The sequence below is a fragment of the Actinoplanes sp. NPDC051470 genome, from assembly GCF_040682035.1.
GTDB lineage: Bacteria > Actinomycetota > Actinomycetes > Mycobacteriales > Micromonosporaceae > Actinoplanes.
The window spans coordinates 210468-236959 of sequence record NZ_JBFBAA010000001.1 but is presented as its reverse complement, the minus strand read 5'-3'; the positions used below and the strand labels follow the sequence as shown (position 1 = coordinate 236959).

At 70.8% G+C, this 26492-nt stretch carries 21 protein-coding genes; 11 read left to right on the top strand and 10 right to left on the bottom strand.

Annotated elements, in window-relative coordinates:
* Nucleotides 1-880: 880 nt before the first annotated feature.
* Both AB0M54_RS01110 and AB0M54_RS01105 read right to left on the bottom strand, forming a co-directional pair.
* Nucleotides 881-2449 (bottom strand): MDR family MFS transporter, encoded by a 1569-nt coding sequence (locus tag AB0M54_RS01110; protein ID WP_364468456.1) that lies wholly within the window; start codon nucleotides 2447-2449, stop codon nucleotides 881-883.
* On the bottom strand, nucleotides 2446-3069 hold the full coding sequence (locus AB0M54_RS01105; RefSeq protein WP_364468454.1) for a TetR/AcrR family transcriptional regulator: 624 nt from the start codon (nucleotides 3067-3069) through the stop codon (nucleotides 2446-2448). The genes AB0M54_RS01110 and AB0M54_RS01105 overlap by 4 nt, the downstream gene beginning before the upstream one ends.
* A gap of 60 nt (nucleotides 3070-3129) precedes the next feature.
* Here AB0M54_RS01105 and AB0M54_RS01100 point away from each other — a divergent pair, with 60 nt between their 5' ends.
* The 7 genes from AB0M54_RS01100 (at nucleotide 3130) to AB0M54_RS01070 (ending at nucleotide 9797) form a co-directional block, all read left to right on the top strand.
* Complete coding sequence (locus AB0M54_RS01100) at nucleotides 3130-3552, top strand: VanZ family protein (RefSeq protein ID WP_364468452.1); 423 nt, start codon at nucleotides 3130-3132, stop codon at nucleotides 3550-3552.
* Between the two features lie 34 nt (nucleotides 3553-3586).
* Nucleotides 3587-4714 (top strand): serine hydrolase domain-containing protein, encoded by a 1128-nt coding sequence (locus tag AB0M54_RS01095; RefSeq protein ID WP_364468450.1) that lies wholly within the window; start codon nucleotides 3587-3589, stop codon nucleotides 4712-4714.
* On the top strand, nucleotides 4711-5073 hold the full coding sequence (locus AB0M54_RS01090) for a nuclear transport factor 2 family protein (protein ID WP_364314743.1): 363 nt from the start codon (nucleotides 4711-4713) through the stop codon (nucleotides 5071-5073). The genes AB0M54_RS01095 and AB0M54_RS01090 overlap by 4 nt, the downstream gene beginning before the upstream one ends.
* A 168-nt stretch (nucleotides 5074-5241) precedes the next feature.
* Nucleotides 5242-6810: a protein kinase gene (locus AB0M54_RS01085; RefSeq protein ID WP_364468448.1), complete on the top strand. Its 1569-nt coding sequence runs from the start codon at nucleotides 5242-5244 to the stop codon at nucleotides 6808-6810.
* Between the two features lie 67 nt (nucleotides 6811-6877).
* Nucleotides 6878-7903 (top strand): LacI family DNA-binding transcriptional regulator, encoded by a 1026-nt coding sequence (locus AB0M54_RS01080; RefSeq protein ID WP_364468446.1) that lies wholly within the window; start codon nucleotides 6878-6880, stop codon nucleotides 7901-7903.
* Between the two features lie 167 nt (nucleotides 7904-8070).
* On the top strand, nucleotides 8071-9003 hold the full coding sequence (locus AB0M54_RS01075; RefSeq protein ID WP_364468444.1) for a sigma-70 family RNA polymerase sigma factor: 933 nt from the start codon (nucleotides 8071-8073) through the stop codon (nucleotides 9001-9003).
* Nucleotides 9004-9005: 2 nt separating this feature from the next.
* Nucleotides 9006-9797 carry a GNAT family N-acetyltransferase gene (locus AB0M54_RS01070; protein ID WP_364468442.1) on the top strand — a complete coding sequence of 264 codons (792 nt, stop codon included), beginning with the start codon at nucleotides 9006-9008 and terminating at the stop codon, nucleotides 9795-9797.
* Here AB0M54_RS01070 and AB0M54_RS01065 read toward each other — a convergent pair.
* Complete coding sequence (locus AB0M54_RS01065) at nucleotides 9761-10222, bottom strand: hypothetical protein (protein ID WP_364468440.1); 462 nt, start codon at nucleotides 10220-10222, stop codon at nucleotides 9761-9763. The two genes, AB0M54_RS01070 and AB0M54_RS01065, sit on opposite strands and share 37 nt — an antisense overlap.
* A gap of 68 nt (nucleotides 10223-10290) precedes the next feature.
* Between AB0M54_RS01065 and AB0M54_RS01060 the strand changes: the two genes are divergently transcribed.
* Nucleotides 10291-10728 (top strand): MarR family winged helix-turn-helix transcriptional regulator, encoded by a 438-nt coding sequence (locus AB0M54_RS01060; RefSeq protein ID WP_364468438.1) that lies wholly within the window; start codon nucleotides 10291-10293, stop codon nucleotides 10726-10728.
* Nucleotides 10729-10990: 262 nt separating this feature from the next.
* Nucleotides 10991-11893: an alpha/beta hydrolase gene (locus tag AB0M54_RS01055; RefSeq protein ID WP_364314757.1), complete on the top strand. Its 903-nt coding sequence runs from the start codon at nucleotides 10991-10993 to the stop codon at nucleotides 11891-11893.
* Between the two features lie 3 nt (nucleotides 11894-11896).
* Here AB0M54_RS01055 and fxsT read toward each other — a convergent pair whose 3' ends face one another.
* Genes fxsT through AB0M54_RS01030 form a run of 5 tightly spaced genes read right to left on the bottom strand, consistent with a single transcriptional unit; the run spans nucleotide 11897 to nucleotide 20561 of the window.
* Nucleotides 11897-15751, bottom strand: coding sequence for an FxSxx-COOH system tetratricopeptide repeat protein (gene fxsT, locus AB0M54_RS01050; RefSeq protein WP_364314759.1), 3855 nt, complete (start codon nucleotides 15749-15751; stop codon nucleotides 11897-11899).
* Nucleotides 15744-16946: a TIR-like protein FxsC gene (locus AB0M54_RS01045; protein ID WP_364314761.1), complete on the bottom strand. Its 1203-nt coding sequence runs from the start codon at nucleotides 16944-16946 to the stop codon at nucleotides 15744-15746. Before AB0M54_RS01045 ends, fxsT begins: the two co-directional genes overlap by 8 nt.
* Entirely contained in the window at nucleotides 16943-17611 is a 669-nt protein-coding gene (locus AB0M54_RS01040; RefSeq protein WP_364314763.1) for a toll/interleukin-1 receptor domain-containing protein, read from the bottom strand. Before AB0M54_RS01040 ends, AB0M54_RS01045 begins: the two co-directional genes overlap by 4 nt.
* Complete coding sequence (locus tag AB0M54_RS01035) at nucleotides 17608-18390, bottom strand: AAC(3) family N-acetyltransferase (protein WP_364468436.1); 783 nt, start codon at nucleotides 18388-18390, stop codon at nucleotides 17608-17610. The genes AB0M54_RS01040 and AB0M54_RS01035 overlap by 4 nt, the downstream gene beginning before the upstream one ends.
* On the bottom strand, nucleotides 18387-20561 hold the full coding sequence (locus tag AB0M54_RS01030; protein WP_364469160.1) for an FxsB family cyclophane-forming radical SAM/SPASM peptide maturase: 2175 nt from the start codon (nucleotides 20559-20561) through the stop codon (nucleotides 18387-18389). Before AB0M54_RS01030 ends, AB0M54_RS01035 begins: the two co-directional genes overlap by 4 nt.
* Before the next feature lie 336 nt (nucleotides 20562-20897).
* Between AB0M54_RS01030 and AB0M54_RS01025 the strand changes: the two genes are divergently transcribed.
* The gene (locus AB0M54_RS01025; RefSeq protein ID WP_364468434.1) at nucleotides 20898-21413 is read left to right on the top strand and encodes a hypothetical protein; all 516 of its coding nucleotides are present in this window, start codon (nucleotides 20898-20900) and stop codon (nucleotides 21411-21413) included.
* 51 nt (nucleotides 21414-21464) lie between these two features.
* Here AB0M54_RS01025 and AB0M54_RS01020 read toward each other — a convergent pair whose 3' ends face one another.
* Nucleotides 21465-24779, bottom strand: a complete 3315-nt coding sequence (locus AB0M54_RS01020) for an efflux RND transporter permease subunit (RefSeq protein ID WP_364314770.1) — start codon at nucleotides 24777-24779, stop codon at nucleotides 21465-21467.
* 140 nt (nucleotides 24780-24919) lie between these two features.
* On the opposite strand from AB0M54_RS01020, the gene AB0M54_RS01015 reads away from it, so the two are divergent.
* Nucleotides 24920-25405, top strand: coding sequence for a MarR family transcriptional regulator (locus tag AB0M54_RS01015; RefSeq protein ID WP_364314772.1), 486 nt, complete (start codon nucleotides 24920-24922; stop codon nucleotides 25403-25405).
* Here AB0M54_RS01015 and AB0M54_RS01010 read toward each other — a convergent pair.
* Complete coding sequence (locus AB0M54_RS01010) at nucleotides 25361-26488, bottom strand: acyltransferase family protein (RefSeq protein WP_364468432.1); 1128 nt, start codon at nucleotides 26486-26488, stop codon at nucleotides 25361-25363. The two genes, AB0M54_RS01015 and AB0M54_RS01010, sit on opposite strands and share 45 nt — an antisense overlap.
* Nucleotides 26489-26492: the final 4 nt, after the last annotated feature.

The window sequence follows — 26492 nt, the reverse complement described above, 5'->3', positions numbered from 1 at the left end:
CATTGGGCGTGGGGGCGGGCGCCGACTGATTCGGTGTGGAGCCTTTTGCGCTGGTCGTCGAATGTGTTGGTTTTCCACAGTGGTGGTGTCCTGTGGATAGCCGCGGCGAAATGTCATGCGTTGCGGCTACGTTTGCGCCCACCCAGTGGCTGGGTGGGGGAGGTGGCGGTGCGCCGGATTGAAGTCGATCTTGGGGAGATGCTGCTTTCTTGTGGCGGTGGGGCGGCGCTGTGGTGTTTGCGGTGCGGGAACCTGAGGGGAGCTCGGCGGGGAACTTCGCTTGGTCAGGGACGGTGGCTTGGTGATGGCGAGTGGGTGCCTGGGGTGCGGAGGGGCGGCGGATGACGTCTGGGGCTTTGCTGCTTTGAGTCGTGCGGACAGCTGGGAGCGAGGTCGGACCGTGGCGGCTCAGCCTGGGGCGGTGTGATGCGCCGGGCGGTGTAATGCGCGTTGAGGCGTGCGGTGCGCGGCGATGCGTGCGCGGCGCCGCGATGCGGTGATGTGCGGGGCGGCGATGCGGGGCGGTGCGCGGCGATGCGGGGCGATGCGGGGCGGTGGGCGGCGGTGCAGGGGGCGGCGCGCCATGGTGGTGTTCGGCGGGATGGCTTGAGGGTTGTTGCGCGGCGCGATCGGGAAGGCGGCGCCGGCGGCGGGTGCGTGGTGGTGTGACGGCGGGACTGGCCTGGGCGGATCGGTCACGCGAGAGGCGCGTTCACGGCCTTGCGCTGCACCCCGGCCGCGGAGGGGGAACAGGACTCGGTGTTGCGGTTGGGGGCCTCGGCTGGGCGTACCTGAGCGGTTTGATCTTGAGGTGGATTCGCTGGAAAGGGAAGGGCGAGGCGGGCCACGTGCGATGCGGCCCGCCTCGGAAGGAGGGAGATCAGTGGGAGAGCATGCGCTCCTGGGCGGCTCGTTCGTCGCCGCTCAGGGTGTGCAAGGGCTTTTCCTTGATGAAGAGGACGGCTACTACGGCCAGGGCCGCGATGGGGGCGCCGACCAGGAAGAGGTCGGCGGTGGCCTGGCCGTAGATGTCGGCGATCACGGACCTGATCTCGGGTGGGAGTTTGGTGATGTCGGGGACCTCGGTGGAACCGCCGGTTGCGGGCAGGGTAGGGAACTTCTCCTGGAAGAGGGTCGTCACCCGGCTGGCCAGGACGGCGCCCAGGGCGCTCACGCCGATGGCGCCGCCCAGGCTGCGGAAGAACGTCACCGAGGAGGTTGAGGCGCCCAGCTCGGCGGCGGGCACGTCGTTCTGCGCGGCCAGCACCAGGTTCTGCATGAGCATGCCGACGCCGATGCCCAGGACGGCCATGTAGATCGAGACCGTGACGACGCTGGTGCCGGCGCCGATCCGGGAGAGCAGGAGCATGCCGGCGACCATGATGACGGCGCCGGCCACCAGGTAGGCCTTCCAGCGGCCGTACTTGGTGATCAGCTGGCCGGCGACGGTGGACGAGACGAGCAGGCCGAAGATCATCGGCAGGCTCATCAGGCCGGCGATCGTCGGGGTCTTGCCCAGGGAGAACTGGAAGTACTGGGACAGGAAGACCGTGCCGCCGAACAGGGCCACGCCGACCAGGGTGCTGGCCACGATGGCCAGGGTGACGGTGCGGTTGCGGAAGATGCTGAGCGGGATGATCGGCTCGGCCGCGCGGGACTCGACCAGGACGGCCAGGCCGAGCAGGAGGACGCCGCCGGTCACGAACGCGGCCGTGGTCCAGGAGGCCCAGGCGAACCGGTTGCCCGCAAGGGTCGACCAGATCAGCAGGTCGGAGACGCCGGCGGTGATCAGGAACGCGCCCAGCCAGTCGATCGAGACCCGTTTGCGCGGGGTCCGCGGCAGGTGCAGCGTGCGCTGGAGCAGGAAGATCGCGGCCAGGGTGAACGGCACGCCGATCAGGAACGTCCAGCGCCAGCCGAGCCAGCTGGTGTCGACCAGGACGCCGCCGATCAGCGGGCCGGCGATGGTGGCGACGCCGAAGACCGCGCCGAAGAGGCCGGAGTAGCGGCCCAGTTCGCGCGGCGGGATCATGGCCGCCATCACGATCAGCGCGAGCGCGGTCATGCCGCCGGCGCCGACGCCCTGCACCACGCGGCTGACGATCAGGACGCCGACGTTCGGGGTGAAGCCGGCGATCAAGGAGCCGGCCACGAACAGCGACAACGAGAGCTGGATCAGCAGCTTCTTGTTGTAGAGGTCGGCCATCTTGCCCCAGAGCGGGACGGTGGCGGTCATCGCGAGCAACTCGGTGGTGACGATCCAGGTGTAGACGGACTGGGTGCCGCCCAGGTCGGCGATGATGCGCGGCAGGGCGTTGGCGACGATCGTGGACGCCAGGATCGACACGAACATGCCGAGCATCAGGCCGGACAGCGCCTGCAGCACTTCGCGCCGGGACATGCGGCCGGAGGACTCGGTGTCCTCCATGACCGCGGGCTCTGAGGTCATCTCACGTCCTTGGAAGGATCAGGCTTGGAAGGATCGGGCAAGCCCGCGGCGAGTGCGCCGAAGGCCTCGTGCACGTGATCGGCGAAGGTTCGAGGCGAGTCGGTCTTCGCCCAGGTGAGCAGCGCCGACCGGACGGCGGCGCCGGTGACGAACGCGGCGAGCAGCGGCCACCCGCTCTCGGGGGCGACTCCGACGCGTGAAGCGATCGCCACGATCAGGTCGTGTTCGGAACGCGCGCTGCGGGTCATCATCCCGGCCACCAGCTGCGGGTTGTCGGTCATGACGCGGATCCGACGGCGCCAGATCTCGCGGTCCTGCTCGATGGCGGCCACGACCGGTTCGGCGGCCAGGAGCAGCGCCTCGATCACGGACAGCGAAGGGTCGGCGGCCAGGAACCGGGCCCGCATGGCCGCGTCGTCGGCGGTGTGGTCGCCGATCAGCGCCTCGTCCTTGGTCGCGAAGTAGTTGAAGAACGTGCGCGGCGACACGTCGGCGGCGGCGCTGATGTCCTCGACCGTGACGGCGTCGAGCCCGCGCTCGTCGACCAGGCGCAGGGCGGCTTCGGTCAGGGCGGCCCTGGTCTGTTGTTTCTTGCGATCACGCAGGCCTGAATCGTTCACGCGGCCACAGTACGACCAACATGCAGTCGCTGCAAACTTTTATCGGCTGCATTGGCTAGCATGGCGGTTGTGCTGCGGCTCCGAGTCCTCTTCCTGGTGTACGCCTTCGGCGTGCTCGCCGTGACGGTGGTGCCGGTGCGCGCCTTCGACTACTGGGGCCACGTCCCGTGGCAGGCGATGATCCGCTGGGTCCCGTTCGTCGTCGACCCGGTGAGCATGGTCCTCAACGTGGTGATGTTCATGCCGTTCGGCGTCCTCGTGCCGCTGCTCTGGCAATGGGCCGGCGCCACCGCGCTCCGCCTCGGCCTGTGCGCGCTGGGCGCCTCGCTCAGCATCGAACTGACCCAGCTGCTGCTCGACATCACGCTCGGCGCGCGCCGCACGGTCGACATCAACGACCTGATCGCGAACACCGGCGGCGCCCTGATCGGGCTCTGGCTGCTGCGGCTGGCGCGCCGGGAGAGCAAGGCTCTGGCAGGCTGAGCGGCATGCCAACCGAAGAACCAGGCTGAGCCGCATGCCAACCGATGAGCTCCGGGCCGCGATGACGGACCGGGTCGAGCGGGGCGAGCTGCCCGGCCTCGTGACCCTGGTCGCCCGGGACGACGATGTGACGGTCGAGGAGATCGGCGTGACCGCGTTCGGCGGCGACGTGCCGATGCGGCGGGACACCCCGTTCCGGATCACCTCGATGACCAAGCCGATCGTGGCCGCCGCCGCGCTGACGCTGGCCGAGGACGGGCTGTTCGATCTGGAGGAGCCGGTCCGGCGACTGCTGCCGGAACTGGCCGGGCAGCGGGTGCTGCGGGCGTACGACGCCGAGCTGGACGACACGGTGCCCCTGTCGCGGCCGGTCACCGTGGATGACCTGCTCACCTTCCGGCTCGGGCACGGGATGATCGTGGAGCCCGAGATGGACCCGCCGGTGCCGGTGGTCCGCCGCGGCGAGGAGCTGCGCCTGATGTTCGGGCCGCCCGAGCCGCGGTCGCTGTTCGGGGTGGACGAGTGGATCGGGCGGTTCGGGAGCCTGCCGCTGATCCATCAGCCCGGCGAGAAGTGGATGTACAACACCGGGTCGCTGGTGCTGGGCGCCCTGATCGCGCGGGCCACCGGTCAGTCGCTGGGCGCCGTGCTGACCGAACGGATCTTCGAGCCGCTGGGGATGCGGGACACCGGCTTCTCGCTGCCCCGCGAGCGGGCCGAGCGGTTGCCGGCCCAGTACGGTCCCGAGCTCACCGAGACCGTCGCGACCCGGCCCGAGCACTGGGTCGAGGAGCCGCCGTTCCCGTCGGGCGCGGGTGGCCTGGCGTCGACCGCGGACGACTACCTGACCTTCGCGCGGCTGCTGCTGAACCGCGGCGTGCACGGCGGCACCCGGCTGCTGTCCGAGCACTCGATCGACCTGATGACCACCAACCACCTGACCCCGGAGCAGATCGCGGGCGGCGCCTTCCTGCTCAGCGGTCAGGGCTGGGGGATGGGTCTGGGTGTCGGGCCGACCCGGTACGGCTGGTCCGGCGGCTACGGGACCGACTTCTTCGTCGACCCGTCCCAGCGGCTGATCGCGATCGCCCTGACGCAGGTGTCGCCGTTCCTCTGGAACGGCGGGATGGAGGAGTTCATGAAGCTGGCGTACCGGCCATGACCAACCTGGACGCGGTCACCGCGTGGGTGGAGAACTACCGGCGGGCCTGGGAGAGCAACGACCCGGCCGAGATCGGCGCCCTCTTCGCCGAGGACGCCGCCTACTACCCGGAGCCGTGGGGCACGCCGTGGCGCGGCCGGGCCGAGATCGTCGCCCGGTGGCTGGAGCGGCGGGACGAGTCGCGCACGTGGAGTTTCACGTGGCATCCGCTGATCGTCACCGACGAGGTGGCAATGCTTGAAGGCGAGACCACCTACCCGGATCGTACGTATTCCAACCTGTGGGTGCTCCGGCTGGACAATGCCGGTCAGGCGCGGCAATTCACCGAGTGGTGGATGGACCAGTCCAAGAAAAGCTGACTGCATGGGACACGTAACTTTGCGTGATAGTGGCTCGTTGATCCGTGTGGATCAGTAGGATTTGACCTTGCAAAAGCGACATCGCCCACTACTCGATCCGTGAATGTGAATTGAATTCCCCGGGATCGGGGTTCGCGAATTCGGCATTTGGTTGGCAGACTGCCTCGGGTGGAGGTGCAGGAGAATCTGGGCGGCCGCTACAAACTGCTGAATGAGCTCGGCAGTGGCGGCATGGCCGTCGTGTGGAAAGCCCACGACGAGGTCCTGAACCGGCCGGTGGCGATCAAGGTGCTCGCCGGGCGGTACGCGGGCGACGACCAGTCACGGGCCCGCATCCAGGCCGAGGCGCGCGCCGCCGCCACCATCTCGCACCCGAACATCGCGCAGATCTACGACTACGGCGAGTCGGACGACGACGAGGCGAAGCTGCCGTACGTCGTGATGGAACTGATCAACGGACCGACGCTGGCCGAGCGGGTGAGGCAGGGCCCGATCCCGCCCCGGGCCGCGTTCCGGATCGGCGGCGAGGTGGCCGCCGCGCTGGCCGCCGCGCACGCGCACGGGCTGGTGCACCGCGACATCAAACCGGCCAACGTGATGGTCACGCCGGCCCGGGCCAAGGTGGTCGACTTCGGCATCGCGGCGTCGGCCGGCCCGGGGCGGCCGGACGACGAGCTGCTCGGCACCCCGGCCTACCTGGCGCCGGAGCGGCTGCTCAGCGACCGGATCGAGCCGGCCTCCGACGTGTACGCGCTGGGCGTCCTGCTCTACCGGATGCTGGCCAACAACTCGCCGTGGAGCGTGGACACCACCACGCAGATGCTGGACGCCCACGTCTACGTCGAGCCCGAGCCGCTGCCCGACCTGCCCGGCGTCCCGGCCGCCGTGACCGCCCTGGTCAACCGCTGCCTGCTCAAGGACCCGGCCGAGCGCCCGACCGCCGCCGAGGCGTCCGAGACCCTGCTCGAGGCGGCCGACGAGCCGATGGTGATGACGAACGCCGCCAAGGCGGGACCGGGCGCGAAGGCGGGCAACGCGGCCCGCGGCGGTGGCATCAAGACCGGCAACGTCCGTACCGGCGGATTCAAGGGCGCCAACGCGGCGCCGGTCGCCGCGGCCGCCACCCGGCCCGAGGCGCCGGCCGCGAGGACCGGCAACCGGCGGAAGTTCTTCGTGGCCGGGGGAATGGCCGTCGCCGTGATCGCGGCGCTGCTGGTGTGGACGTTCCTGCCGGAGACGGCCGAAGGCGGCAACGAGCCGGAGCAGGCCGGGCCGGCGCCGCCCGCACCGGTCTCGGCGGCGCCGGTGGCGACCCGCCCGGCGACCCGGCCGACCACCCCCGAGGGCGGGGGCGGGCAGGCGCCGCCACGAAAGGATGACTCGGCGGTCACACCGACGGCGGCCGGACCGTCCAGCCTGCTGCCGAGCACCAGCGCCGGCGGCGGCCCGCCGCCGAGCGCGGAGCCGAGCGACGAGCCGTCCACCACCGGCTCGGCCACGACCGCGCCGCGCACCAAGGTGCTCACCTCGAAGGCCGGCCGGGTGACGGCCCGGTGCACCGAGGCCGGCAAGGCCCACCTGCTGGCCTGGGAGGCACAGGACCCGTGGAAGGTCGATCGGGTCAACAGCGGCCCGGTGCTCGCCGCGAGCGCGATCTTCAAGTACAAGGCTCAGCGGTTCCGGATGACCGTGACCTGCGTGGCGGGCGTGCCGACGACGGTCAATCTGCCGCTCTAGATTTGAGCCGGAACCCGAGAATCCTACGTATCACTGTCGTGCGAATCGTCAGGAAAGCCAAGGGTTCATGAGGGAAGCGGCGGGCCGTCGGCAGGCCGTCCGGATCAGCGACGTGGCGCGGGCCGCCGGGGTCAGCAAGACCCTGGTCTCGTACGCGCTGAACGACCGCGCCGGGGTCAAGGAGTCGACGCGCGCCCACATCGTCGCTACCGCCAGGTCGATGGGCTGGACCCCGAGCTTCCGGGCTCGGGCGCTGTCCGCCTCCCGGGCGTACACCGTCGGACTGGTCCTCCGGATCCCGGCCGAGGGCCACTACTTCACGGGCCTGCTGGCCGGGCTGCAGAGCGTGCTCTCGACCTCGCAGTACTCGCTGCTCACCGAGGTGGTGGACGGTGACGAGGCGGAGGAGGACGCCTACCGGCGGCTGGCCCTGGGCGGCCGGGTCGACGGCCTGGTGCTGACCGACCCGCGCCACGACGATCCCCGGTTCCGGCTGGTGCGCGAGGCCGGCCTGGCCTTCGTGAGCGTGGGCCGCCCGCCCGAGCCGACCACCATGCCGGTGCTGATCCACGACGAGTCCCGGGCCATCGCCGACGCCGTGGCCCACCTGGCCGCGCTCGGGCACCGCCGGATCGCGCAGGTCGCCGGGCCGCAGACGGTCGCGGCGGCCGGCCGGCGTCGCCGGCTCTACCAGAAGGTCCTGCGCGAGCACGACCTCGACGACACGAGCTGGCTCGAGGCCGACCACACCGCGGCCGCCGGCCGGGCCGCGACCGTGAAGCTGCTGGACGAGGAGCCGCGGCCGACCGCGATCGTCTACGCCAACGACCTGATGGCGGTGGCCGGGATGAGCGCGATCCACGAGCGTGGCCTGCGCGTCCCGGCGGACGTGTCGGTCATCGGCTGGGACGACCTGGCCGTCGCGCCCCACCTGAATCCGCCGCTGTCCACGGTCGGCCGGCACCCGTTCGAGGACGGCCGGGCGGCCGCGCGGCTGCTGCTCGAGGCGATCGACGGCCAGGAGTTCGCCGAGCCGGTCCCGGCCGCCGACCCCACGTTCGTGGCCCGCGACTCGGTCGCCAGGCCAGCGTGACCATGTCGGCGTCGTAGCCGGCCGTCCACCGCACCGACAGAACTCCAGTGCAGCTCGACATGCAGCCCCGTCACGTCGTCCGCGAAGGTCGCTCAGAGCAAAAGGCGCGGGGGAGACGTCTACCGGTCGGAGGAAGAGCACGCCACCGGCCCCGTAGCATCGCCTCCGTGACCGACGCTGACCTGGTCCGGGCGGCTCGCGCCGGGGACGCCGCGAGCCTGGGTGTGCTGCTGGGTCGGCACCGCGCCGGGATGTACGCGGTCGCGCTCGGCATTCTCGGCGCGGGACCGGATGCCGAGGACGCCGTGCAGGACGCCGCGCTGATCGCCGTCGGTCGTCTCGGTGACCTGCGCGATCCGGCGGCCGCGGGCGCCTGGCTGCGCGGCATCGTCCGGAACACCAGCCGGGCGTTGCGCCGCCGCGACCGTTGCGTACCCACCGATCTGCCTGACCGGGCCGGTCCCGGCCCGGGGCCGGAGGAGCTGCTCGACCGCCTGGCCCTGCGGGACTGGGTCTGGCGGGCGCTGGACGAGTTGTCGCCGCCGCTGCGCCTGGTCACGATGTTGCGCTACTTCACCGGGTTCGATGATTACGAGACCATCGCGCAGGCCTGTGACGTGCCGGTCGGCACCGTGCGGAGCCGGCTCAGCCAGGCCCGGGTCAAGCTGACCGGCGCGTTGCGGGCGACCGCCGAGACGGCCGGCGCGGACGATCTGGCGGCGGTCACCGCGTCGCGCCGCAAGCAGGCGTACGACCTGGTCGACGGCCTGGAGCGGGGCGACTTCGCGGGGATGCCGGAGGTCTTCCACCCCGAGGTGGAGAGTCGCTGGCCGAGCGGCCGGACCGGGCGTGACATCGGTGACCTGGTGCACGTGATCACCAAGGACCTTTCCGAGGGGGTACGCCACCCGCTGCGTTCCGTCGTCGCCGGCCGGGACGTGCTGATCTGGGAGAACGACCTGATCAGCCCGCCCTGGGATCCGGAGCACTGCCCACCCGCGTCGGCCTGGGTGCAGACCTTGCGTGACGGGCGTGTGGCTCGCGTACGCGTCATTCACCGCCCGCGATCGAACTTTCCGCCCGCCGCACCGCACCTGTAGGCATGACCGACACTTTTGAGAACGTCGAGGCTGGGTTCATGCGCGCCTACGCGGCCGCGGCCCCGGCGGCGAGCGGCCCGGCCACCACCCGGCTCGGCGGCGGCGTCGTCCTCGCGATGCGGCGTGACCCGAACGGATATTGGAACAAGGCGCTGGGCTTCACCGAACCGATCACCGGCGCGCTGATCGACGAGATTCTCGCCTTCTGGCGTACGCACGGCACCACCCGCGCCACCCTGCAGCTCCGGTCGGAGGCGCTGCCGGACGACTGGGCCGAGATCTGCGCCGCCCGCGGCATCGTGGACAGCGGCGGCCGCATCGTGAAGCTGTCCTGCCCGATCGGCGAGACCTCCCCGGCCGGGGAGGGCGACCTCGACGTACGCCCGGTGACCGAGGCCGACGCCCCCGACTGGGCGGCGGTCATCCTGGACTCGTTCGGTTTCGAGCACGAGGGCCAGGCCGAGATGTTCCTCGGCACGGTCGGCGACCCGCGTTTCCGCCCGTTCGCGATCTGGGCCGACGGCCGCATCGTCGGTGGCGCCAACCTCTACCTGGACGGCGAGGTGGCCGGCCTGAACGCGGCCGGGACCAGCGCCGGCTTCCGCCGGCGGGGCGCACAGAGCGCTCTGGTCGCCGCCCGCATCGCCGCCGCCCGCGAGGCCGGTTGCCGCTGGGTGGTCGCCGAGACGGGCTGGTCGGACGCGACGCCCCGGCATTCGTCGCTGAACAACATGAAGCGCGCCGGCCTGCGCCCCAACTACATCCGACCCAGCTGGCGCTGGACCGCCGCCTGATCGAGCCGCCGGAAGGTGTTGAACAACAGGACCGCGGTCGTGGCGGTCAGGGCCATCCGGACCACGTTGAGGACGTTCCAGGTCCACGCGAGCGTCCGGTCACCGCCGTCGCCGAACAGCGGGGTGACCACGGCTGCCACGATCACGGCGTTGAGCACGGTCAGCGCCAGCGCCGCCACCGCCGCCCGCCGATAGGCCGTCCGGTCGGTCAACCACAGGATCAGGATCACGAGGCAGGTCAACACCGTGACGGGTACGAAGTAGAGCGTCGGCCCGGTGGTCACGAAGAAGGCGTCCAGGCGCGCCATCTGGGCCGGGGTGTCCACCACCCAGTTCGGTGAGAAGACGACCGCCTCGTAGAGGTTGCCGAAGAACCAGCAGGCCAGCCCGAGCACCGCCGCCAGGGTCCACCACTTGCGCTCCATCGCGTCCCTCCCGCCGTCAGGTGCCTGATGGTACCGTCAGGAACCTGATGGTGGGAAGATGGGCGATCGTGAGCCGGTCCTTCGTACCCCTGGATCCCGACGCCCAACTGGGCTACCTGCTGGTCGTCAGCGCCGACCGGATGTCCCGGGCCTGGCACGCCGCGATGCGCGCGCACGGCATCAACCCGCGCCAGTTCAGCATGCTGGCGTCCATCGCCCATGATCCCGGCCTCAGCCAGGCCGAGCTGGCGCGCCGTGTCCTGATCACGCCGCAGAGCCTGAGCGAGTCGATCGCCCGCCTGATCGAGGCGGGCCTGATCGCGCGTACCGAAGCCGCACCGGGCCGCGCCGCCAAGCTGGCCCTGACCGACGAGGGCCGCACCCTCCTGGCCGAGGCCTATCCCGTGGTCGAAGCCGTCAACCGCGACAGCTTCACCGCGCTGGCGCCGGCCGAACGGGCCGAACTGGCCCGTCTCCTGCGCAAGCTTTCCGGCGACCCGGGGTGACCGGTCGAACCGCCCACGGCCCGCGCGCGTAGTGGATGGCGGACGTCGGCCATGCTGGTGGGACGGTCCGGCGCCACGGTGGGTGGCCCGGTACCCGATTTCACCCATCGGAAATCACTGCGTGTCAGAATCGGGACGTAATCGGTTGAAGTCCGGGCTCCTGCCATGCGATGGAGGCTCGCGTAGTTCCTTCGGATGACTGCGAATGAAATAGTCTGTGCACGTCGCCGTTGCGGCGGTGATCGATGTATGAGGAGTCCACGTGTCTCAGGATCGAGTCAGCCGACATCAGATCGAGACTCGTGACCAGCGCGTCCTCACCTTCGAGGTGGCCGGGCATCCGCAGGGTTCGGCGGTGTTCCTGTTGCACGGCTCGCCGGGCAGCCGGATCGGCCCGCGGCCCCGCGCCAGCGTCCTCTACCGCTTGGGCATCCAGCTGATCAGCTACGACCGGCCTGGTTACGGTGGGTCCACCCGGCAGGCGAAACGCGCCGTGTCCGACGCCGCCGGCGACATCGCGGCGATCGCCGACCACCTCGGGCTCGACCGCTTCGCGGTGGTGGGCCGCTCCGGCGGAGGACCACACGCGCTGGCGGCCGCGGCCCTGTTACCCGACCGGGTGCGACGCACAGCGGTGCTGGTCGGTCTGGCGCCGTCGGATGCCGAAGATCTCGACTGGCTCGGCGGCATGACCGACGGCAACGTGCGTGAGTACGAGACCGCCGACAACGACTGGCCGAGGCATGTCGAGCGGTTACGGCTGCTGGCCGACCGGGCCCGCCGCGACCCGCAGGTCATGGTCGACTTCCTCCGCGGTCAGATGACCGACTCCGATCGACAGGTGGTCGACGACATCGCGATCCGCCGGCTGCTGGCCGAGACCTATGTCGAGGCGTTCAGCCAGGGCCCGTACGGGTGGATCGACGACCTGGCCGCGTTCCGGGCCGGGTGGGGGTTCCGGCTCGCCGACATCGCCGTGCCGGTGTTGCTGTGGCACGGCGCCGAGGACAACTTCTCCCCGGTCAGCCATGCCCGGTGGCTGGCCGAGCAGATCCCGCACGCGGAGATCCGGGTGCAGGCCCGGACCGCGCATTTCGGCGCCGTCGAGGTGCTGCCCGAGGTGTTGAACTGGCTGGTCGCCAAGCCCTCGCTGACCCTGACCTAGACCCTAGAACGGGTGCGGGTCGAGCAGCCGGTGCAGATAGCGGCCGTCGTAGAGGGCCGCCACCGCCGGGTGGTGCTCGCCCAGCACGGCGACCAGCCGTTCCATCACGTCCCCGTCCTCGGCGGCGGCCCGCCCGGCCGCCTTGCGCATCAGCGCCTGGTTCGCCGCGCAGCGCAGCGTGTCGGGGTGGTCCGGTCCGAGCACGTCACGGTGCACCTGCATGAGCGGCTCGATCATCTCCAGCGCGACCGCGACCTCGCCGGTCTCCGCGTACAGAACCCCGAGGTTCAGGCTCGCCGCCAGGGTGTACGGATGGATCGGGCCGAGCACCTTGGTCAGCCCGTCCGCGGCCCGTCGGACGAAGTCGAGCGCCTTGGCCAGGTCGCCGTCGGCCCGGTGGGCCGCGCCGAGGTTGTTGAGGCAGACCAGCGTGTGCGGGTGGCGCTGGCCGAGGTTGGAGCCGTAGGCCAGCCGGACCTCGTTGAGCTCGCTGATGGCGGTGGAGATCTCCTCGATGGCGAGCAGGCTGACCGCGCGGCTGAGCCGGCAGGCCAGAGTGTCGGGGTTGGTGGGACCGACCACCTCGTTGAGCTGCTCGTACGCGTCTTCGAGCAGGCGGGCGGCCGGTTGGGAGTGGCCCGCGCTGTTCAGTGACACCGCCCAGTTGGCCCGCGCGCTCAGGGTGCGGTGGGAGGTCGGGCCGAACACCTCCTCGTACTGCCGGGCGATGTCCTCCAGCAGCTCCACCGACCGCCGGTATTCGCCGGCCTCACGCAGGTCACGGCCCAGGTTGGTGCCGGTGCCGAGCGTACGGGCATGGGTCTCGCCGTTGATCCGCTTGTTGCGTTCCCACAATTCCTGGTCACGCGCGCGGGCGCCCCGGAAGTCGCCGGCCAGGCGCTGGGTGGTGGCCAGGTTGCTCAGCGCGGAGAGCGTCCGTGAGGAGTCCTCGCCGAAGTGCTCGACCCAGGTCGCGTAGGTCAGCTCGTCACGCTCGCCGGCCGCGGCGTACCGGCCGAGCGCGCGCAGGTCACCGCCCAGGCCGCCGGCCGTCATCAGGGTGTGCGGGTGGGTCGGCCCGAGCAGGTCGAGCTGTTCGTTCAGGACCGCCTCGTCCAGGGCGCGCGCATCTTCGAACTGGGCCATCTGCCGCATGATGTTGGCGACGTTGAACCGCAGATGCAGGATCTGGCGGCGCAGGATCGGCTTCGCGCGTTCGGGGACGTCGTGGAGCATCTCGCTCCAGCGCCGGTCGATCTGCTCGCCGAGCTGGCGCCCCTCGGTCAGGCCGCCGGTGTACCACAGGTAGCGCACCCGGTCGATCATGAGCTGGCGGACCAGCTCCTCGTCGCAGGAGGTGGCCCGGGACAGCTCCAGGTGGGGCCAGAGCATGCGGAACCGGCCCCACGAGCGCGAGTCGTCGATCTCGTAGCGCGGGCGCAGCCCGGCCAGCACCAGGTGGATCTCGTGCCGGGCCTCGACCAGCTCCTGCTCGTTCATCCGGTTGCGGACCACGTGCTGCAGCAGGCGGTGCACCTGGAGCTGGCTCCGCCCGACGTCGAGCTTGAGCAGGGCCAGCCGGTTGATGTGCTGCACCAGGGTGGCGCGGTAGTCGCGCTCGGACACCAGCGGGTCGTACCGGCTCAGCACGGTGGCCAGTTCGTCGCTGTAGACCAGGTCGAGGGAGATCTCCGGTGCCAGCACCGAACACAGCTGCAACAGCCGGTAGGCCGCGCCGGACCGCTTCTGCAGCAGGCCGAGCGAGAGGTCCCACACCTCGTCGATGGTGCGGTCCGGGCCCTTCTGCTCGACCCGCCGCAGGTACTCGTCGACCTGTTCGCCGGTCTCGGCGAGCCACGCGCCCGCGGCGGCCACCGCGATCGGCAGGTCGCCCAGCGACTCGGCGATCCGGTCGGCCTGTTCGATCCGCACGGTGCCGACCCGCTGCCGCAGGTGGGCCACGCTCTCCCGGCGTTCGAAGACGTCGATCAGCACCGGCCGGGCGAACTCACCCCACTGGTTGTTCCGGGAGGTGATCAGGACGTGCCCGCGCCCGCCCGGGATGAACGGCAGGACCTCGTTCACGTTCTCGGCGTTGTCGAACACGATCAGCCAGCGGGCGTGCGGCGCGCCCTGTTCGAGCGCCGCGATCACCGCCTTGGCCACGTCGAGGACGCCGGACTGCGGCAGCGGCAGCTCCAGGCGGTTGCCGAGGTCGGACAGCGCGATGTCGATGAACTCGGCCTGGTCGGCGTCGATCCACCAGACCACGTCGTAGGCGTTCCGGAAGCGGTGGGCGTACTCAAGGGCGATCTGGGTCTTGCCGATGCCGCCCATGCCCTGCAGGGCGACCGGCATCAGACCGGACAGCACCACGCGCTGGCCGCCGCGCAGTTGCGCCCGCAGATCGCGCAGGTCGGCCTCGCGGCCGGTGAACCGCGCGTTGCGGGCGAGCGGGTTGAACACGGCCGGCGGCTCACCCGGGAAGCGCACCCCGATGACCTGCGCGTCGACGTCGTCCGCGGTCAGGCCGACCAGCCGCAGGATGCGGTCCATCGCCACCTCGGACGACTTGCCGGCGATGAACGCCGACGGCATCGAGCGGAAGGCCGACAGCGGCGCGAGGTCGTCCAGGTAGATCGCCAGCGGGGGCCGCGTGCCGGTGCGGTCGCGTGGCACCACGTCGGTCCGGGCGCCGCGGTTGGCGTGCGACACCAGCGTCAACCGCGTGCCGCCCGATCCGGTGTCGTCGGTCGAGCCGTTCGCGTCGTGCACCTGGAGGCCGGCGGCGGACAATAGCGCGCCGATCCACTCGGCCCAGGCCAGGTCCTCCGGCGCGTACTCCAGGGTCACCTCCTCCTCGGTGAGCGAGACCCGGCGGGTGAACCGGCTCACCGTGCGCGTACGCAACGCCTCGTCCATGACCGGCAGCGACCGCACCTCGCCGTCGGTGATGTACTCGGTCAGCCGCTCGAACGCGGCCAGCATCGAGGTGGTCTGACCCGGGGGATCACCGAAGGTCGAGAGAATCTCCTCGTACGCGTAGTACGGGCGGTAGGGCACCTCGACGGCGTTCCAGTACCGGGTGCGGTCGGCCGGCGCCATCCCGGCCGGGAGCCCGGGGAACAGCTGCATGGCGAACGCCCGCCCGGCGTCGGCCTTCTCCTTCTCGGCCGGGTCCACCCGCATCGGTACGGGCAGCACGCGGATGTCCGGGCGGCTCGGGTTCTGCCCGATCGAGGTGGCCACCCGGGCCGCGCCGGCGATGCCCTGCTCGCTGAAGGTGAAGCAGTCGACCAGGATGTCGGGCAGGTGGATGGTGCAGATGTCGGCGACGTCGCTGAGCCCGGTCCGGCTGTCGATCAGCGTGTAGTCGTAGTTGTTCTGCATGTCCTGGCGCAGGGCGTCGAAGAACGCGCCGCCGCCGAGCTGCTCGTAGAAGTCGTCCCAGTTCATGCCGGTCAGGCTGGCCGCGTACTGCTGGTTCTGCCGGCCGGCGGACAGGAAGTCGAGCTGCCCGCCGTCGCGGAAGTGGTTCCAGTCGAGGGAGAACGCGTACTTGCGGGACCGGGCGAACTGCTCCTGCCAGCCGGGTCCGCGTTCGACCGTGCGGGTGGTCTGCCACTCGTACTCGCGAACCATGTCGATCACCCCGCCGGTGGTCTCCACGGTCTCGGTCCGGATGAACGGCGCGAAGAACCGGTGCAGGCCGGGCGACTCGAGGTCCCAGTCGGCGACCAGCACCCGCTTGCCGTTGGCGGCGAGGATCCAGGCGACGTTCGCCAGCGCCATCGTGCGTCCGGTGCCGCCCTTGAACGAGTAGAACGTCACCACTCGGCCGTTCCGCTGCTCAGTCATCGTCGCTTCTCTCGGGTACGGGTGGGCCGGACCGGTCGGGCGGGCTGATCCGCGGCCGGGGCGAACCCTCCGGGACGTGGTCGCCGGTTCGCCGGAAGTGAAGATAGTGCCGGCGGACCTCACTCACCGCGGCCGGCAGCAGCGCCGCCAGCTGCTCCACATCGAGCGCCTGGTAGACCCGGGCCGCACCGAGTTCGGTCAGCCGGGCCCGGGTCCGGGCGACGGCGTCGGCGCCGTGTTCGTTATAACGTGGATCTTCGCGATCGGTCACCACGATCGGGGTGACCCACCGGTGCAGGTGACCCCGCACGGCGGCGAACCGGTCCACGTCGTCCGGCGACGGCCACGGGTCGATCAGGACCACCGACGGCGACCCGTCCAGGGCCTTGAGGTCGGAGGGCCGGTCGACCACCTTGGTCGGCAGGCCGAGGCGTTCGGCCACATTGGCGACGTATTCCGCGATCGGGGGGTCGAGCGCCCCGCCGAACGGCTTCCACGTCACCGGCCGGCGGCGGTTCCCGTCGCGACCGGTGAGCACGCCGACCACGAACGGTGTCTCGCTCGAGGCCGGCTCCGGCACGGTGACCTCGTCGATCGCGACCGCCCGGCTGGCCGGCAGCCGGTGGCGGCCGGTGACCTCGACGATCCGGTGGGCCAGCCGGTCGATGATCCGGGCGTAGTGCTCGCGGTAGGAGGCCAGCCGGCCCAGCGCCCGCAGGCCGTTCTCCGAGTACTCCGCGATGCCGGCGCCGAGCGGCAGCGCCGCGCTCACCTCGGCCACCCGCTCGCCGGCCGGGAACGGCGTCCACAACACCGGGAGGACGTGGGCGCGGGCCTCGTCGGGCCGGCCGGCGTACGCCCGGTCGAGCCGTTCCAGAAAGACCGCGCGTTCGCGCATCGGCCAGGACTTGTTGAAGTAGCCCGGCGAGTACAGCGGCACGAAGACCTCGGCCGTGCCGAGCCGGTCGGTGAGCATCGCCTTCCAGTCGGTCCCCGGCTCGACCAGGTAGTCGACGAACCCGACCTGGGCCGGGTCGGCGCCGAGCAGACCGGCCACCGCCTCGGACAGGTTCTCGAAGCAGGTGCGGACCCAGACGTCGGTGTCGGTGTCGCGCCGGCCGGACGTGTTCAGCGGAGCCGAATGCGCGTAGCTCAGGAAGAAGCGGCATCGTCCGGAGTTGGCAGCTGCGTTCATGGTGCGCCCTCCATGAAGCTGGTACGAAGGTCGTCGATGCCGTCGGGGATTCCGGGCTCGACCCGGTATCGGCTGTGGACCCGCTGGATGTGCAGGGCGAGCTTCCACACGATCGCCTCGTAGATCGCGGTCTGCCCGGTGCGGGCCAGCCCGAGCAGCCCGTCGGCCAGGTAGCGGGCGGTGTGGTCCTCGTCGGGGAGGCCGGCCGGCACGAACAGGTTGACCGCGGCGATCGGTGGCGGAAGCTGACCTTCGAGCGGTGTCCACAGCACCGGGATGATCGCGCTCTCGATGCCCGGGGCCGGGCGGCCGCGGGGTACGACGGCCCGGCGGGTGAAGATGTCCCACTCCCGCGGGCACCAGGTGCTCTGGAACAGGTAGGGGTGGGAGATCAGACAGACCAGCACCTGGCAGGTGCCCGCTGCCTGGAGCACACCCTTCTGCCACAGCTCGCCGCCGCCGCGACCCAGGTCGAGATAGCCCGGGTCGCCGCCCACGGGCGAGCCGATCAGTTCGTTGACCAGCTCGTTCAGCTCGTCGAAGAGTTTGATGACGTTGCGGTTGGGCTCGCGTGGGGGACCGACCGAACGGGATCGGTCCGGCCGCGAGTAGCTGAGGAAGAACACCGGTGCGCCGGGGTCGTCGTCGGCGGTCATGTCTGTCATGTACCTGACTCCCCTCCCGGCGTCCTGTTCTCAGACAACCATCCGACCGCAAAGTCCACCGCGGGGCGGATCGGCACGATCAGGACGGGTGACTGTCCGATGCGTCCGGACACCGCGAGCCCGGTCCGTTCGAAGGCGGCCCCGAGCTGCGGGAAGTCACGGTCGTCGTGATCGACGCCGAGGAATCGCTCGGTGACCCGCCGGCCGTCGCGCTCGACGAAGCAGCGGTACCACTTGTGCTGCGGCTGCTTCACCCGTTCCTCGGCCAGGTGCAACGCGGTGCAGGCCTCCCAGCCGCAGCCGATCATCAGCGCGTGGGCGCCGTCCTGGTAGAGCCGGCCCAGCGGCGAGCGCTCACCCAAATGACAGTCGAGGTCGTGGACGGACATCAGCTCGGCCGCGCGCGGGCCGACCGCCGAGAACGACGTCTGCGGATGGGCGCTGCGGACCGCGCCGGGTGATCGGCGTACGAACTCGGCGAACGCGCCGCAGCCGCTCGACGGCATGTCCGGGGTGAACCCCGGCATCGACGCGATGTAGGCGTTCCGCTGATCGTCGTCCAGTCCCTCGGTCGCCGCGCGGAAGGCCGGGCTGGTCGTGGAGTTGTGCGACGTCTGCGTCGGCACGATGATCGTCCCCTCCGGACCGGCGGCCTCGTGCAGCGCCCTGAGCAGCGCCGCCGGCCCGCCGGCCACCGGGCCGAGCCGACGCAGCGAGACGTGCACGAGGAGGTCGCCGGCCGGCAGGCCGAGTGCCCGCAGGCCCGCACCCAGGTTCACACCGGCAACTTCTCGATCGTGGCGGCCAGCCGGTCGACGAACCGCCGGCCCGGCTCGGTCAGGGCGTCGGACGTCCCCAGCGCGATGACCGCCTCGGCGATCCAGCCCCGATATCTCGCGTAGTGCTCGGCCGTGCCCGGCTCACCGCGTTCGGCCCGCGCCCGCCACATGTCGGCGACGGCCAGGTGGGCGTAGGTGCCCTGCAGGGCGCTCTCGGCCGGGCGGGCGTCGGGGCGCCAGCCGACCCGCAGCAGATCGGTGGCGTCCGGCTCGACCAGGTCGACCAGGTCGAGCAGGGCGCCCAGCTTGGTGTGCTGGAACTCGTGCACCAGCAGGATGGCCAGGGCCCGCGGGTCGGGGCTCCAGGCGACGCCGGTGGCGCCGAACGCCTGGCGCGACGTGGCGCTGCGCAGCGTCTCCGCGTCCGGTACCAGCGGGGTGATCGTGGTCAGGCCGGCGGCCACCCCCGCGGCGTAGCCGGGCGCGTCCCGGGTCACCGTCTGCCACGCCGGGCCCAGCACCCGCTCCCAGTCGCGCACCTGCGCCGGCGTCAGACCGCCGACGGCCGGCCAGCCGTGGCAGTCGCGGTAGGGATCGGCATCCTCCAGCCGTACGGTGAGGTCGTCCCGCGCGATCGTCACGGTCGGAGTCAGAACGTGGTCGTGCGCCCCGTTCACGCTGGTCACACCATTGGCGAGCGAAAGCGTGCCGAGGGTCGGCAGGTGCACGCCACCGTCGCGCGGGCGGACCGCCACCTCGACGTCGGCCCGGGCCAGCACCGCGACCGCCGCGGCCAGGTCGGCCAGCCGGTCGGTGCCGCCGGCTCCACTGAGGACACGGACCGCCCAGACCCGGACGAACGGATGGGTCAGCACCCGGCGCACCGCCTCGGGCGCCCGCCGGTCAAGCTCGCTCAGCAGCTCCCACGCGGCCGCGGCGGTCCGGCCCTCGGGGGCGTCGGCGACGGCGACCAGCAGGGCGCGGGTGATCGACTCCTGGGCGGCCGCCAGCCGGGCGACCGCGTCGGATCCGCCGCCGCCGGACGCGAGATCGTCGAAGACCGACTCGGGAAGACCGGGCTGACCGGTCCAGGCGACCGGCGTCTCGCTGTTCATCGCGGCGATGAGTCCCTTCAGATCGGCGCAGTACACCGACGGGTTGTCGAACCCGGTAGCGGAGCTGAAGCGATGGGCGAAGAGGCCGCCCCCGCACTGCCGGACCACCGGGCACGCGCGGCAGGTGGCCGACAGGCCGGCCAGACCACTCTGGCGGACCCGCATCGCGGGCGCGGCGAGCAGCTCGTCGGCCGACGCGGTGAACACGGTCAGCCCGGTCGCCGCGGCGCCGTGGAAGGTGGTCTTCATCGAGTCGGGCTGCTCCCAGGACCCGTCGGACTCGACAACCGCGACATCGCCGCGGTCGATGCCGACGGCCTCGGTCGCGCTGGGCCGGCCGGCGGCGGTGGCCCGCAACGAGTCGAACAGCCGGATCGGCACCGGACGCCCGTCGGCCAGCCAGCGCCGGTACAACCGGATGAGCCAGTCCGCGTGCGGCGCCTCGGGCGGGTTGTCCCAGGTCGCATGAGGCAGCAGCAGGTCGATGCGGGGCGGTTCCTCGGCCAGCAGGGCCTCGTAGACGGCGATCGGATCGTTGCGCGCGTCGATGGTGCAGAGGATCCCGGCGTACGCCGGCCGGTATCGATCCGAGCGCAACAGCGCCAGGCCGCGCAGCGTCCGGTCATGGCTGCTCGCTCCGTTGCGGTAGCGGCGGTGCCGATCGTTGGCCGCCTCGTCGCCGTCCAGCGAGACGCCGACCCGGACCCCGAACTCGAGCAGCAGCTCGGCCATCGGCTCGGTGAGGCGGATGGCGTTCGTCTGGAGACGCACGTCCAGTGCGGTGGTCGCGCCGATGCTCCGGTGCAGGATGGTCAGAACCTCGCGCAAGCGGGTCGCCCCCAGCAACAGCGGCTCGCCGCCGTGCAGGACGACCCCGACGGCGGAGAGCTGGCGCCGGGCGGCGTGCTCGGCGATGCGGGTGGCGGTCTGCCGGACGACCTCGGCCGACATGATCGCCGGCCGGTCACGCCAGGTCTGGTCGGCGTGCTCGTACACATAGCAGTGATCGCAGGCCAGATTGCAGAGCTGGTGGACCTTGAGGACGAACTGACGCAGCGGTCGTGCCGGTGCCGGTGCGAGCTCAGACAGCGGACTGGAAAGAGGAGACCTCAGGAGGCCGCTCCCGCGATGGCACCCGGTCCGTGGGGGCGGCCGAGCGCAGGATTCGGTTGACGATCGCAGTGACGTCTCGCGCAGCCCCGCGATCGAGCGGGATTGGCAGGGTCAGCTGGCGTGATGTGGGTTCTTCCACGGCGCTTGTCTCCCCGGGGACCGGTCGGCACGCACGCTCATCCGGTCGGAACGAGCGGGTGCCCTAGAGCATAGACATCATTCGACATAAAGTCACCACGATCTGACGGACCGTGGCGGCTGCTGTTCATGATTGTGGGTATGACGGACGAGCCGAAGCCGGGGACCTTGTGGACGGACGCGGTCGGACCCTCCACTTACCAGGGCTCGGGCGAGAAGTACCAGGCGGCGATCCTTGATCAGTACAAGCTCTACGTGGAGATGGCCGATCGGATCAGTGCCCGCCGCGCCCTGGCCAACACGTTCTTCCTGACCCTCAACTCCGCCATCTTCACCAGCGTCGGCGTCTTCTGGTCGGTCCGGCCGACCGGTCCGGCCGGCTGGCTGGCGCTGCCGTTCGTGGCGTTGATGGTGCAGTGTGCGGCGTGGTTCTGGCTGCTGCGCTCGTACCGCGAGCTCAACAAGGTGAAGTACCGGGTGATCGGCGACCTCGAGGAGAGGTTGCCGGCCTCACCGTTCTGGCGGGCCGAGTGGAAGGAGGGCTGGCCGACCCGGCGGATCTTGCGCAACGCCCCGCTGTCGGCGGTCGAGCAGATCCTGCCGGTCTTCTTCATCGTCCTGTACGCCACCGGGCTGCTGATCGTGCTCACCTCCTGAACCCACAAAAGCCCCGGCGCACGGCCGGGGCTTTCGTGATCACTCAGTGGGTCAGGCCGGTTCCGGCGGGGTGGCCGGGCGCCGCGGCATCTTCAGGACCTCGAACTGGTCGGTGTGGCCGCGGAGCGCGCCGGTCGCCGGCTGGTCGGCCTGGGAGCGGAGGGAGTTCTCCCGCTCGGGCTCGGCCTCGTGGGCGCCGCCGCTGGAGTCGGGCACCTCGGCGTCCGCGGGCAGCGGAACCTCGGGCTCGTCGGCCGCGTGCTTCGGACCGGCCTTGGCCAGGCGCTTGCGTTCCCGCCGGGCCCGCGACTTCTCCTTGCGGTTCTCCACCATGGTGTAGAGCGTCGGCACCAGCACCAGGGTCAGCAGGGTGCTGGTGACCAGGCCGCCGATCACCACGATGGCCAGCGGTTTGCTGATGAAGCCGCCCTCGCCGGTGAGCCCGAGCGCCATCGGGAGGAGCGCGAAGATGGTCGCGATCGCGGTCATCAAAATCGGCCGCAGCCGGTGTCGGCCGCCCTCGATCACCGCCTCCTGCACGCCCATGCCCTGCTGTCGATAGTGGTTGATCAGGTCCATCAGCACGATGGCGTTGGTCACCACGATGCCGACCAACATCAACACACCGATCAGGGCGGGTACGCCCAGCGGGGTGCCGGTCGCCAGCAGCAGCGCGATCGCGCCGGTGGCGGCGAACGGGATCGAGATCAGCAGGATGATCGGCTGCACGATGCTCTTGAACGTGGCCACCATGATCACGAAGACGATCGCGATCGCGGCGAGCACGGCCAGCCCGAGGTCGGCGAACGCGTCCGCCTGGTCGGCGCTGGCGCCGCCGATCTCGTAGGAGGCGCCGGCCGGCAGGTCGAGAGCGTCCAGGTTCTTGGTCAGGGTCTGGGTCACCGCGCGAAGGTCCTTGCCGGTGAACGTGCCGCTGACCGTGACGCTGCGGTCGCCGTCGACCCGGGTGACCTCTTCCGGACCGTCCACCTGGGCGACCGTCGCCACCCGGGACAGCGGGATCGGGCCCCGCGGGGTGGTCAGCGGCAGCGCCTTGAGCTTGGCCTCGTCGGCCGGCGGCGTGCTGAACGCGATCACCACGTCCTGGCTGGCGCCGTCGACGCTGATCTGACCCGCGGGCGCCGGCCGGAACGCGCCGGCCACCGACTGTCCGATCTGGCCCTCGGTGAGCCCGGCGGCCGCCGCCTTCTGCCGGTCGACCGTGATCTGCAGCCGCGGCACGCTGGCGGCCAGCGACGACTTCACGTCGGTGACGTCGCCGAGCCCGGTCAGCGTCGTGCGGACCTTCTCGGTGGCCTGGGTCAGCGCGTCGTTGTCGGCCGCCTTCACCTGGACCGACAGCTCACTGCCGCTGAGGCCGGTGCTGCTGTCCCCGCCGACCGTGATCTCGCCCAGGTCGGACTGCTTGCCCAGCTCGGCGCGCAGCTCATCGCCGACCTTGACCGCGTCGGCGTCCTCGTCGAGCGCGATGTTGAAGTCGGCGCCGCTGGCGCCGCCGGAGCCGGCGAACGGGTTGAACTCGCCCTGGCCGACGGTCACCTGGTACGACTTCACGTCGCCCCGGGCCGAGACGATCTTCTCGACCTTCTTGGCCGCCTCGTCGGTGGCCGCCAGGCTGGTGCCGACCGGCAGCTGCTGGCTGATGTTGACCGAGTCCTGGCCGGACTGGTCGATGAAGTTGGTCTCCAGCCGGGTCGCGAGGGCGCCGGTTCCCCCCAGCACGAGCAGGCCGATCAGCACCGTGGTCCAGCGCCGCTTGGTGGCGAACCCGATGATCGGCAGGTAGCCGCGCTGCAGCGGGCTGCGCCGCTCCTTCGCCTCGGCGGCCTGACGGGTCGCCTCGGACTCGGCGCCACCGGCGGCCGGCCGCAGGAACCAGTAGGCCAGGATCGGCACCACGGTCAGGGACACGAACAGGGACGCGACGAGCGCCACCGTGACCGTGATCGCGAACGGCGCGAAGAGCTGCCCGACGAACCCGCCGACCAGCGCGATCGGCGCGAACACGGCCACCGTGGTCAGCGTCGAGGCGGTCACCGCGCCGGCCACCTCACGCACGCCGGTGGTGATGGCGTGCACCTTCGTCTCGCCGTACCCCAGATGTCGTTTGATGTTCTCGAGCACCACGATCGAGTCGTCCACGACCCGTCCGACCGCGATGGTCAGCGCGCCCAGGGTGAGCAGGTTGAGCGAGTAGTCGCCGATCCACAGCCCGATCAGCGCGATGAGCACCGACAGCGGGATGGACACGGCGGTGACCAGCGTGGACCGGATGGACAGCAGGAAGACCAGGATGACGATGACCGCCATCACCAGGCCGAGCAGGCCCTCGGTGGTCAGGCTCTCGATCGAGCGCTCGACGAACGGCGCCTGGTCGACGATCACCGTGAGGTCGGCCCCGGACGCGTCGCGCAGGGCCGCGAGCTTGTCGTTGACCTCGTGCGAGATCGCCACCGGGTTGCCGTCGGGGGAGGCGGTGACCGCGATGCCGAGGCTGTTCTTGCCGTCCGTACGCGTGAACGAGGTGGCCGTGGCCTCCTTGCTCTCGACATCGGCCACGTCGGACAGCTTCACCGGCCCCCGGGCGCCGCTGAGGTAGAGGCCCTTGAGCTGGTCGAGCGTGGTCAGCGGGGTGCCGACCTGGACGCTCAGCGCCTTGTCGCCCTCGGTGACCGCGCCGGCCGGGATCGAGATGCCGTTCGCCCGGAGCAGTTCGGTGAGCGCGGTCGGCTGGACGCCCCGCTGGGCCATCGCGGCCAGGTTCGGCGTGATCACGACCTGTTCGCCGCGGGTGCCGGTGACCTGCACGTCACGGACGCCCTCGATCGCGCTGAGCTCGGGGACCACGGTCTCGTTGAGCTTCTGAGCCAGCGCCTTCTGGTCGGTCGCACCGGTCGCACCGGCGCCGCCGGCCGCCGCGGCCAGCACGATCGCCGGGATGTCGTCGGTGCTGCCGGCGAAGACCGTCGGCTCGACGCCGTCCGGCAACTGGGCCTGGATCCGGTTGATCGACGTGGTCAGCTGGTTGACCGCGTCGTCGATGTCGGTGCCGAACTCGAAGGTCACCGAGATCGTGGCGAAGCCCTCGCGGGTGCTCGACTGCACCGTGTCGAGGCCGTCGGCGCCCTTGATGGCGTCCTCGATCGGCTTGGTGACCTGTTCCTCGATGATCTCCGGGGAGGCGCCCGCGAGCTGCGCGCCGATGAACGCGCCGGGGAACTCCAAGGACGGCAGCAGTTGCTGTTTGAGTGACGGGATCGCGTAGACACCGAAGCCGGTGATCACGATCGCGATGAGTGCCACGAGCCCGCGATTGGCGAGACTCAGCCTGGTCAGAACCGACATGTGCGCTCCCCCGAGAATGGTTCGGTCAGCACTGATAGTTTGCCCCACGCGAACAAATGGTTTTCGGCCGGGGTGGGCTGGTAGCGTTCGTCACCAGTTGGACACAATTCGGCCATCAGCCGGAGACACAGGAGAACGCGGTGGCCGAGAACGAGCAGCTCATCGCCGATATTATGGTCGCGCAGCAACGGCTCCAGCGGCTGTTTGCCTACGACCGCACGGATCCGCTCTTCACCTCGCATCTGACCCTGACCCAGATCAAGATCCTGATGCTGCTGGCCCGTCACCGCACCGTGTCCGGCGGCGAACTGGCCCGCATGCTCGGCGTCGGCCTGGCCGCGCTGAGCGGAATGATCGATCGTCTGGTCGCCCAGGACCTGGTCGCGCGCACCGAGGACCAGCGCGACCGGCGGGTGCGCCAGATCGGCCTGACCAAGGCGGGCAGCGAACTCATCGGCGGAATCTTCGACGCCGGCATGGAGAAACAGCGAAAGCTACTCAGCCGGCTCTCAGCAGATCAGCTGCGGACCATCGCCGAGGCCACCACCCTGCTGGTGAAGGCGGCCTCGGACGAGTTCGTGTCAGAAGACGGCCCGGAGGTACGGGACCCGAGCTGCCACCAGTGACACCGCGAACGACGCCACCACCACGACCGCCCAGGCCGCGAGCATGACGCTCAACGAGGCGGCCTCGGCCACCGCGGGCACCAGGCGCCGCACGATCTCGAAGATCAGCAGATGCGCCAGGAAGACCCCGAACGACGCGTCGGACAGCTTCTTCATCACGTTGCTGACACGTGGGCCGGGGGCGAAGCGGTGGCCCAGCCCGGTCGCCACGAGCATGACGCAGATCGAGGCCAGCGCGGTCGCCGCCCCGAGATAGCTGGTCGGCACGAGCTGCTGCAGGATCGGGTACGCCGGCTTGTGGCCGTACTGCCAGATCACCTCGGCGAGCAGCGCGACGCCGGCCACCGCGGCGGCGACGACACCCCAGACCGGCAGCACGACGCGGTGCAGGGCCCATCCCGCGATGAAATAGCCGACGTACGGCAACCACATGGTCAGCGCGCCCAGCGCGATCGGCCGGGGCGTCCCGTTCAGCGCGGCGGCGCCCGAGGCGGCGAAGACCAGCAGCGTGAAGCCGAGCACCGCCGCCGCCGTCACCGCCGTCCGCCGCCGCCCACCACTGTGGAGGAAGGCCGCGATCAGCGGCGCGACCAGGTAGAGCCCCGCGATCAGCCAGAGGAAGTAGAGGGCGGTGTAGACCTTTCCGTCCAGCAGCCAGGCGACCACGGTCGTGCGGTTCAGCTCCTCGCCCTTGAGCCAGGCCCGAGCCCCGAAAAGATAGATCAGATGCCAGACGATCAAGGCCGGGATGACGCGTACGAGACGCTTCTGCCAGAAGACCGCCGGCCCTCGTTGATGTGCCCGGGGCGACAACACCAGCGCCCCGCTGATCATCACGAAGACCGGCACCACCCAGACCAGCCCCAGATCGATGGCGACGGCCGCCCACCAGCGCCGCGACCCGGCCAGATCGTCATTGCCCAGCATCATCCCGACGACGTGGATCGCGACCACCCCGCAGATGGCCGCCACCCGGAGCGCGTCGAGCTCCCATCGCCGACGCTGCGCCGGCGCCGCCGCCGCCGGCTCCCCGGTGCCCTTCTGGGTCGGCAGAACAGCGACATTTGGGATTACCTGGGTCACATCC

Excerpts from the sequence above, each read along its gene's own strand:
- AB0M54_RS01070 (WP_364468442.1), top strand. The coding sequence starts at position 9,006 with ATGACCGACACTTTTGAGAACGTCGAGGCTGGGTTCATGCGCGCCTAC.
- AB0M54_RS01020 (WP_364314770.1), bottom strand. The coding sequence starts at position 24,779 with ATGTCGGTTCTGACCAGGCTGAGTCTCGCCAATCGCGGGCTCGTGGCA.
- AB0M54_RS01100 (WP_364468452.1), top strand. The coding sequence starts at position 3,130 with ATGGCGGTTGTGCTGCGGCTCCGAGTCCTCTTCCTGGTGTACGCCTTC.
- AB0M54_RS01040 (WP_364314763.1), bottom strand. The coding sequence starts at position 17,611 with ATGACAGACATGACCGCCGACGACGACCCCGGCGCACCGGTGTTCTTC.
- AB0M54_RS01065 (WP_364468440.1), bottom strand. The coding sequence starts at position 10,222 with ATGGAGCGCAAGTGGTGGACCCTGGCGGCGGTGCTCGGGCTGGCCTGC.
- AB0M54_RS01025 (WP_364468434.1), top strand. The coding sequence starts at position 20,898 with ATGACGGACGAGCCGAAGCCGGGGACCTTGTGGACGGACGCGGTCGGA.
- AB0M54_RS01080 (WP_364468446.1), top strand. The coding sequence starts at position 6,878 with ATGAGGGAAGCGGCGGGCCGTCGGCAGGCCGTCCGGATCAGCGACGTG.
- fxsT (WP_364314759.1), bottom strand. The coding sequence starts at position 15,751 with ATGACTGAGCAGCGGAACGGCCGAGTGGTGACGTTCTACTCGTTCAAG.
- AB0M54_RS01110 (WP_364468456.1), bottom strand. The coding sequence starts at position 2,449 with ATGACCTCAGAGCCCGCGGTCATGGAGGACACCGAGTCCTCCGGCCGC.
- AB0M54_RS01045 (WP_364314761.1), bottom strand. The coding sequence starts at position 16,946 with ATGAACGCAGCTGCCAACTCCGGACGATGCCGCTTCTTCCTGAGCTAC.
- AB0M54_RS01090 (WP_364314743.1), top strand. The coding sequence starts at position 4,711 with ATGACCAACCTGGACGCGGTCACCGCGTGGGTGGAGAACTACCGGCGG.
- AB0M54_RS01095 (WP_364468450.1), top strand. The coding sequence starts at position 3,587 with ATGCCAACCGATGAGCTCCGGGCCGCGATGACGGACCGGGTCGAGCGG.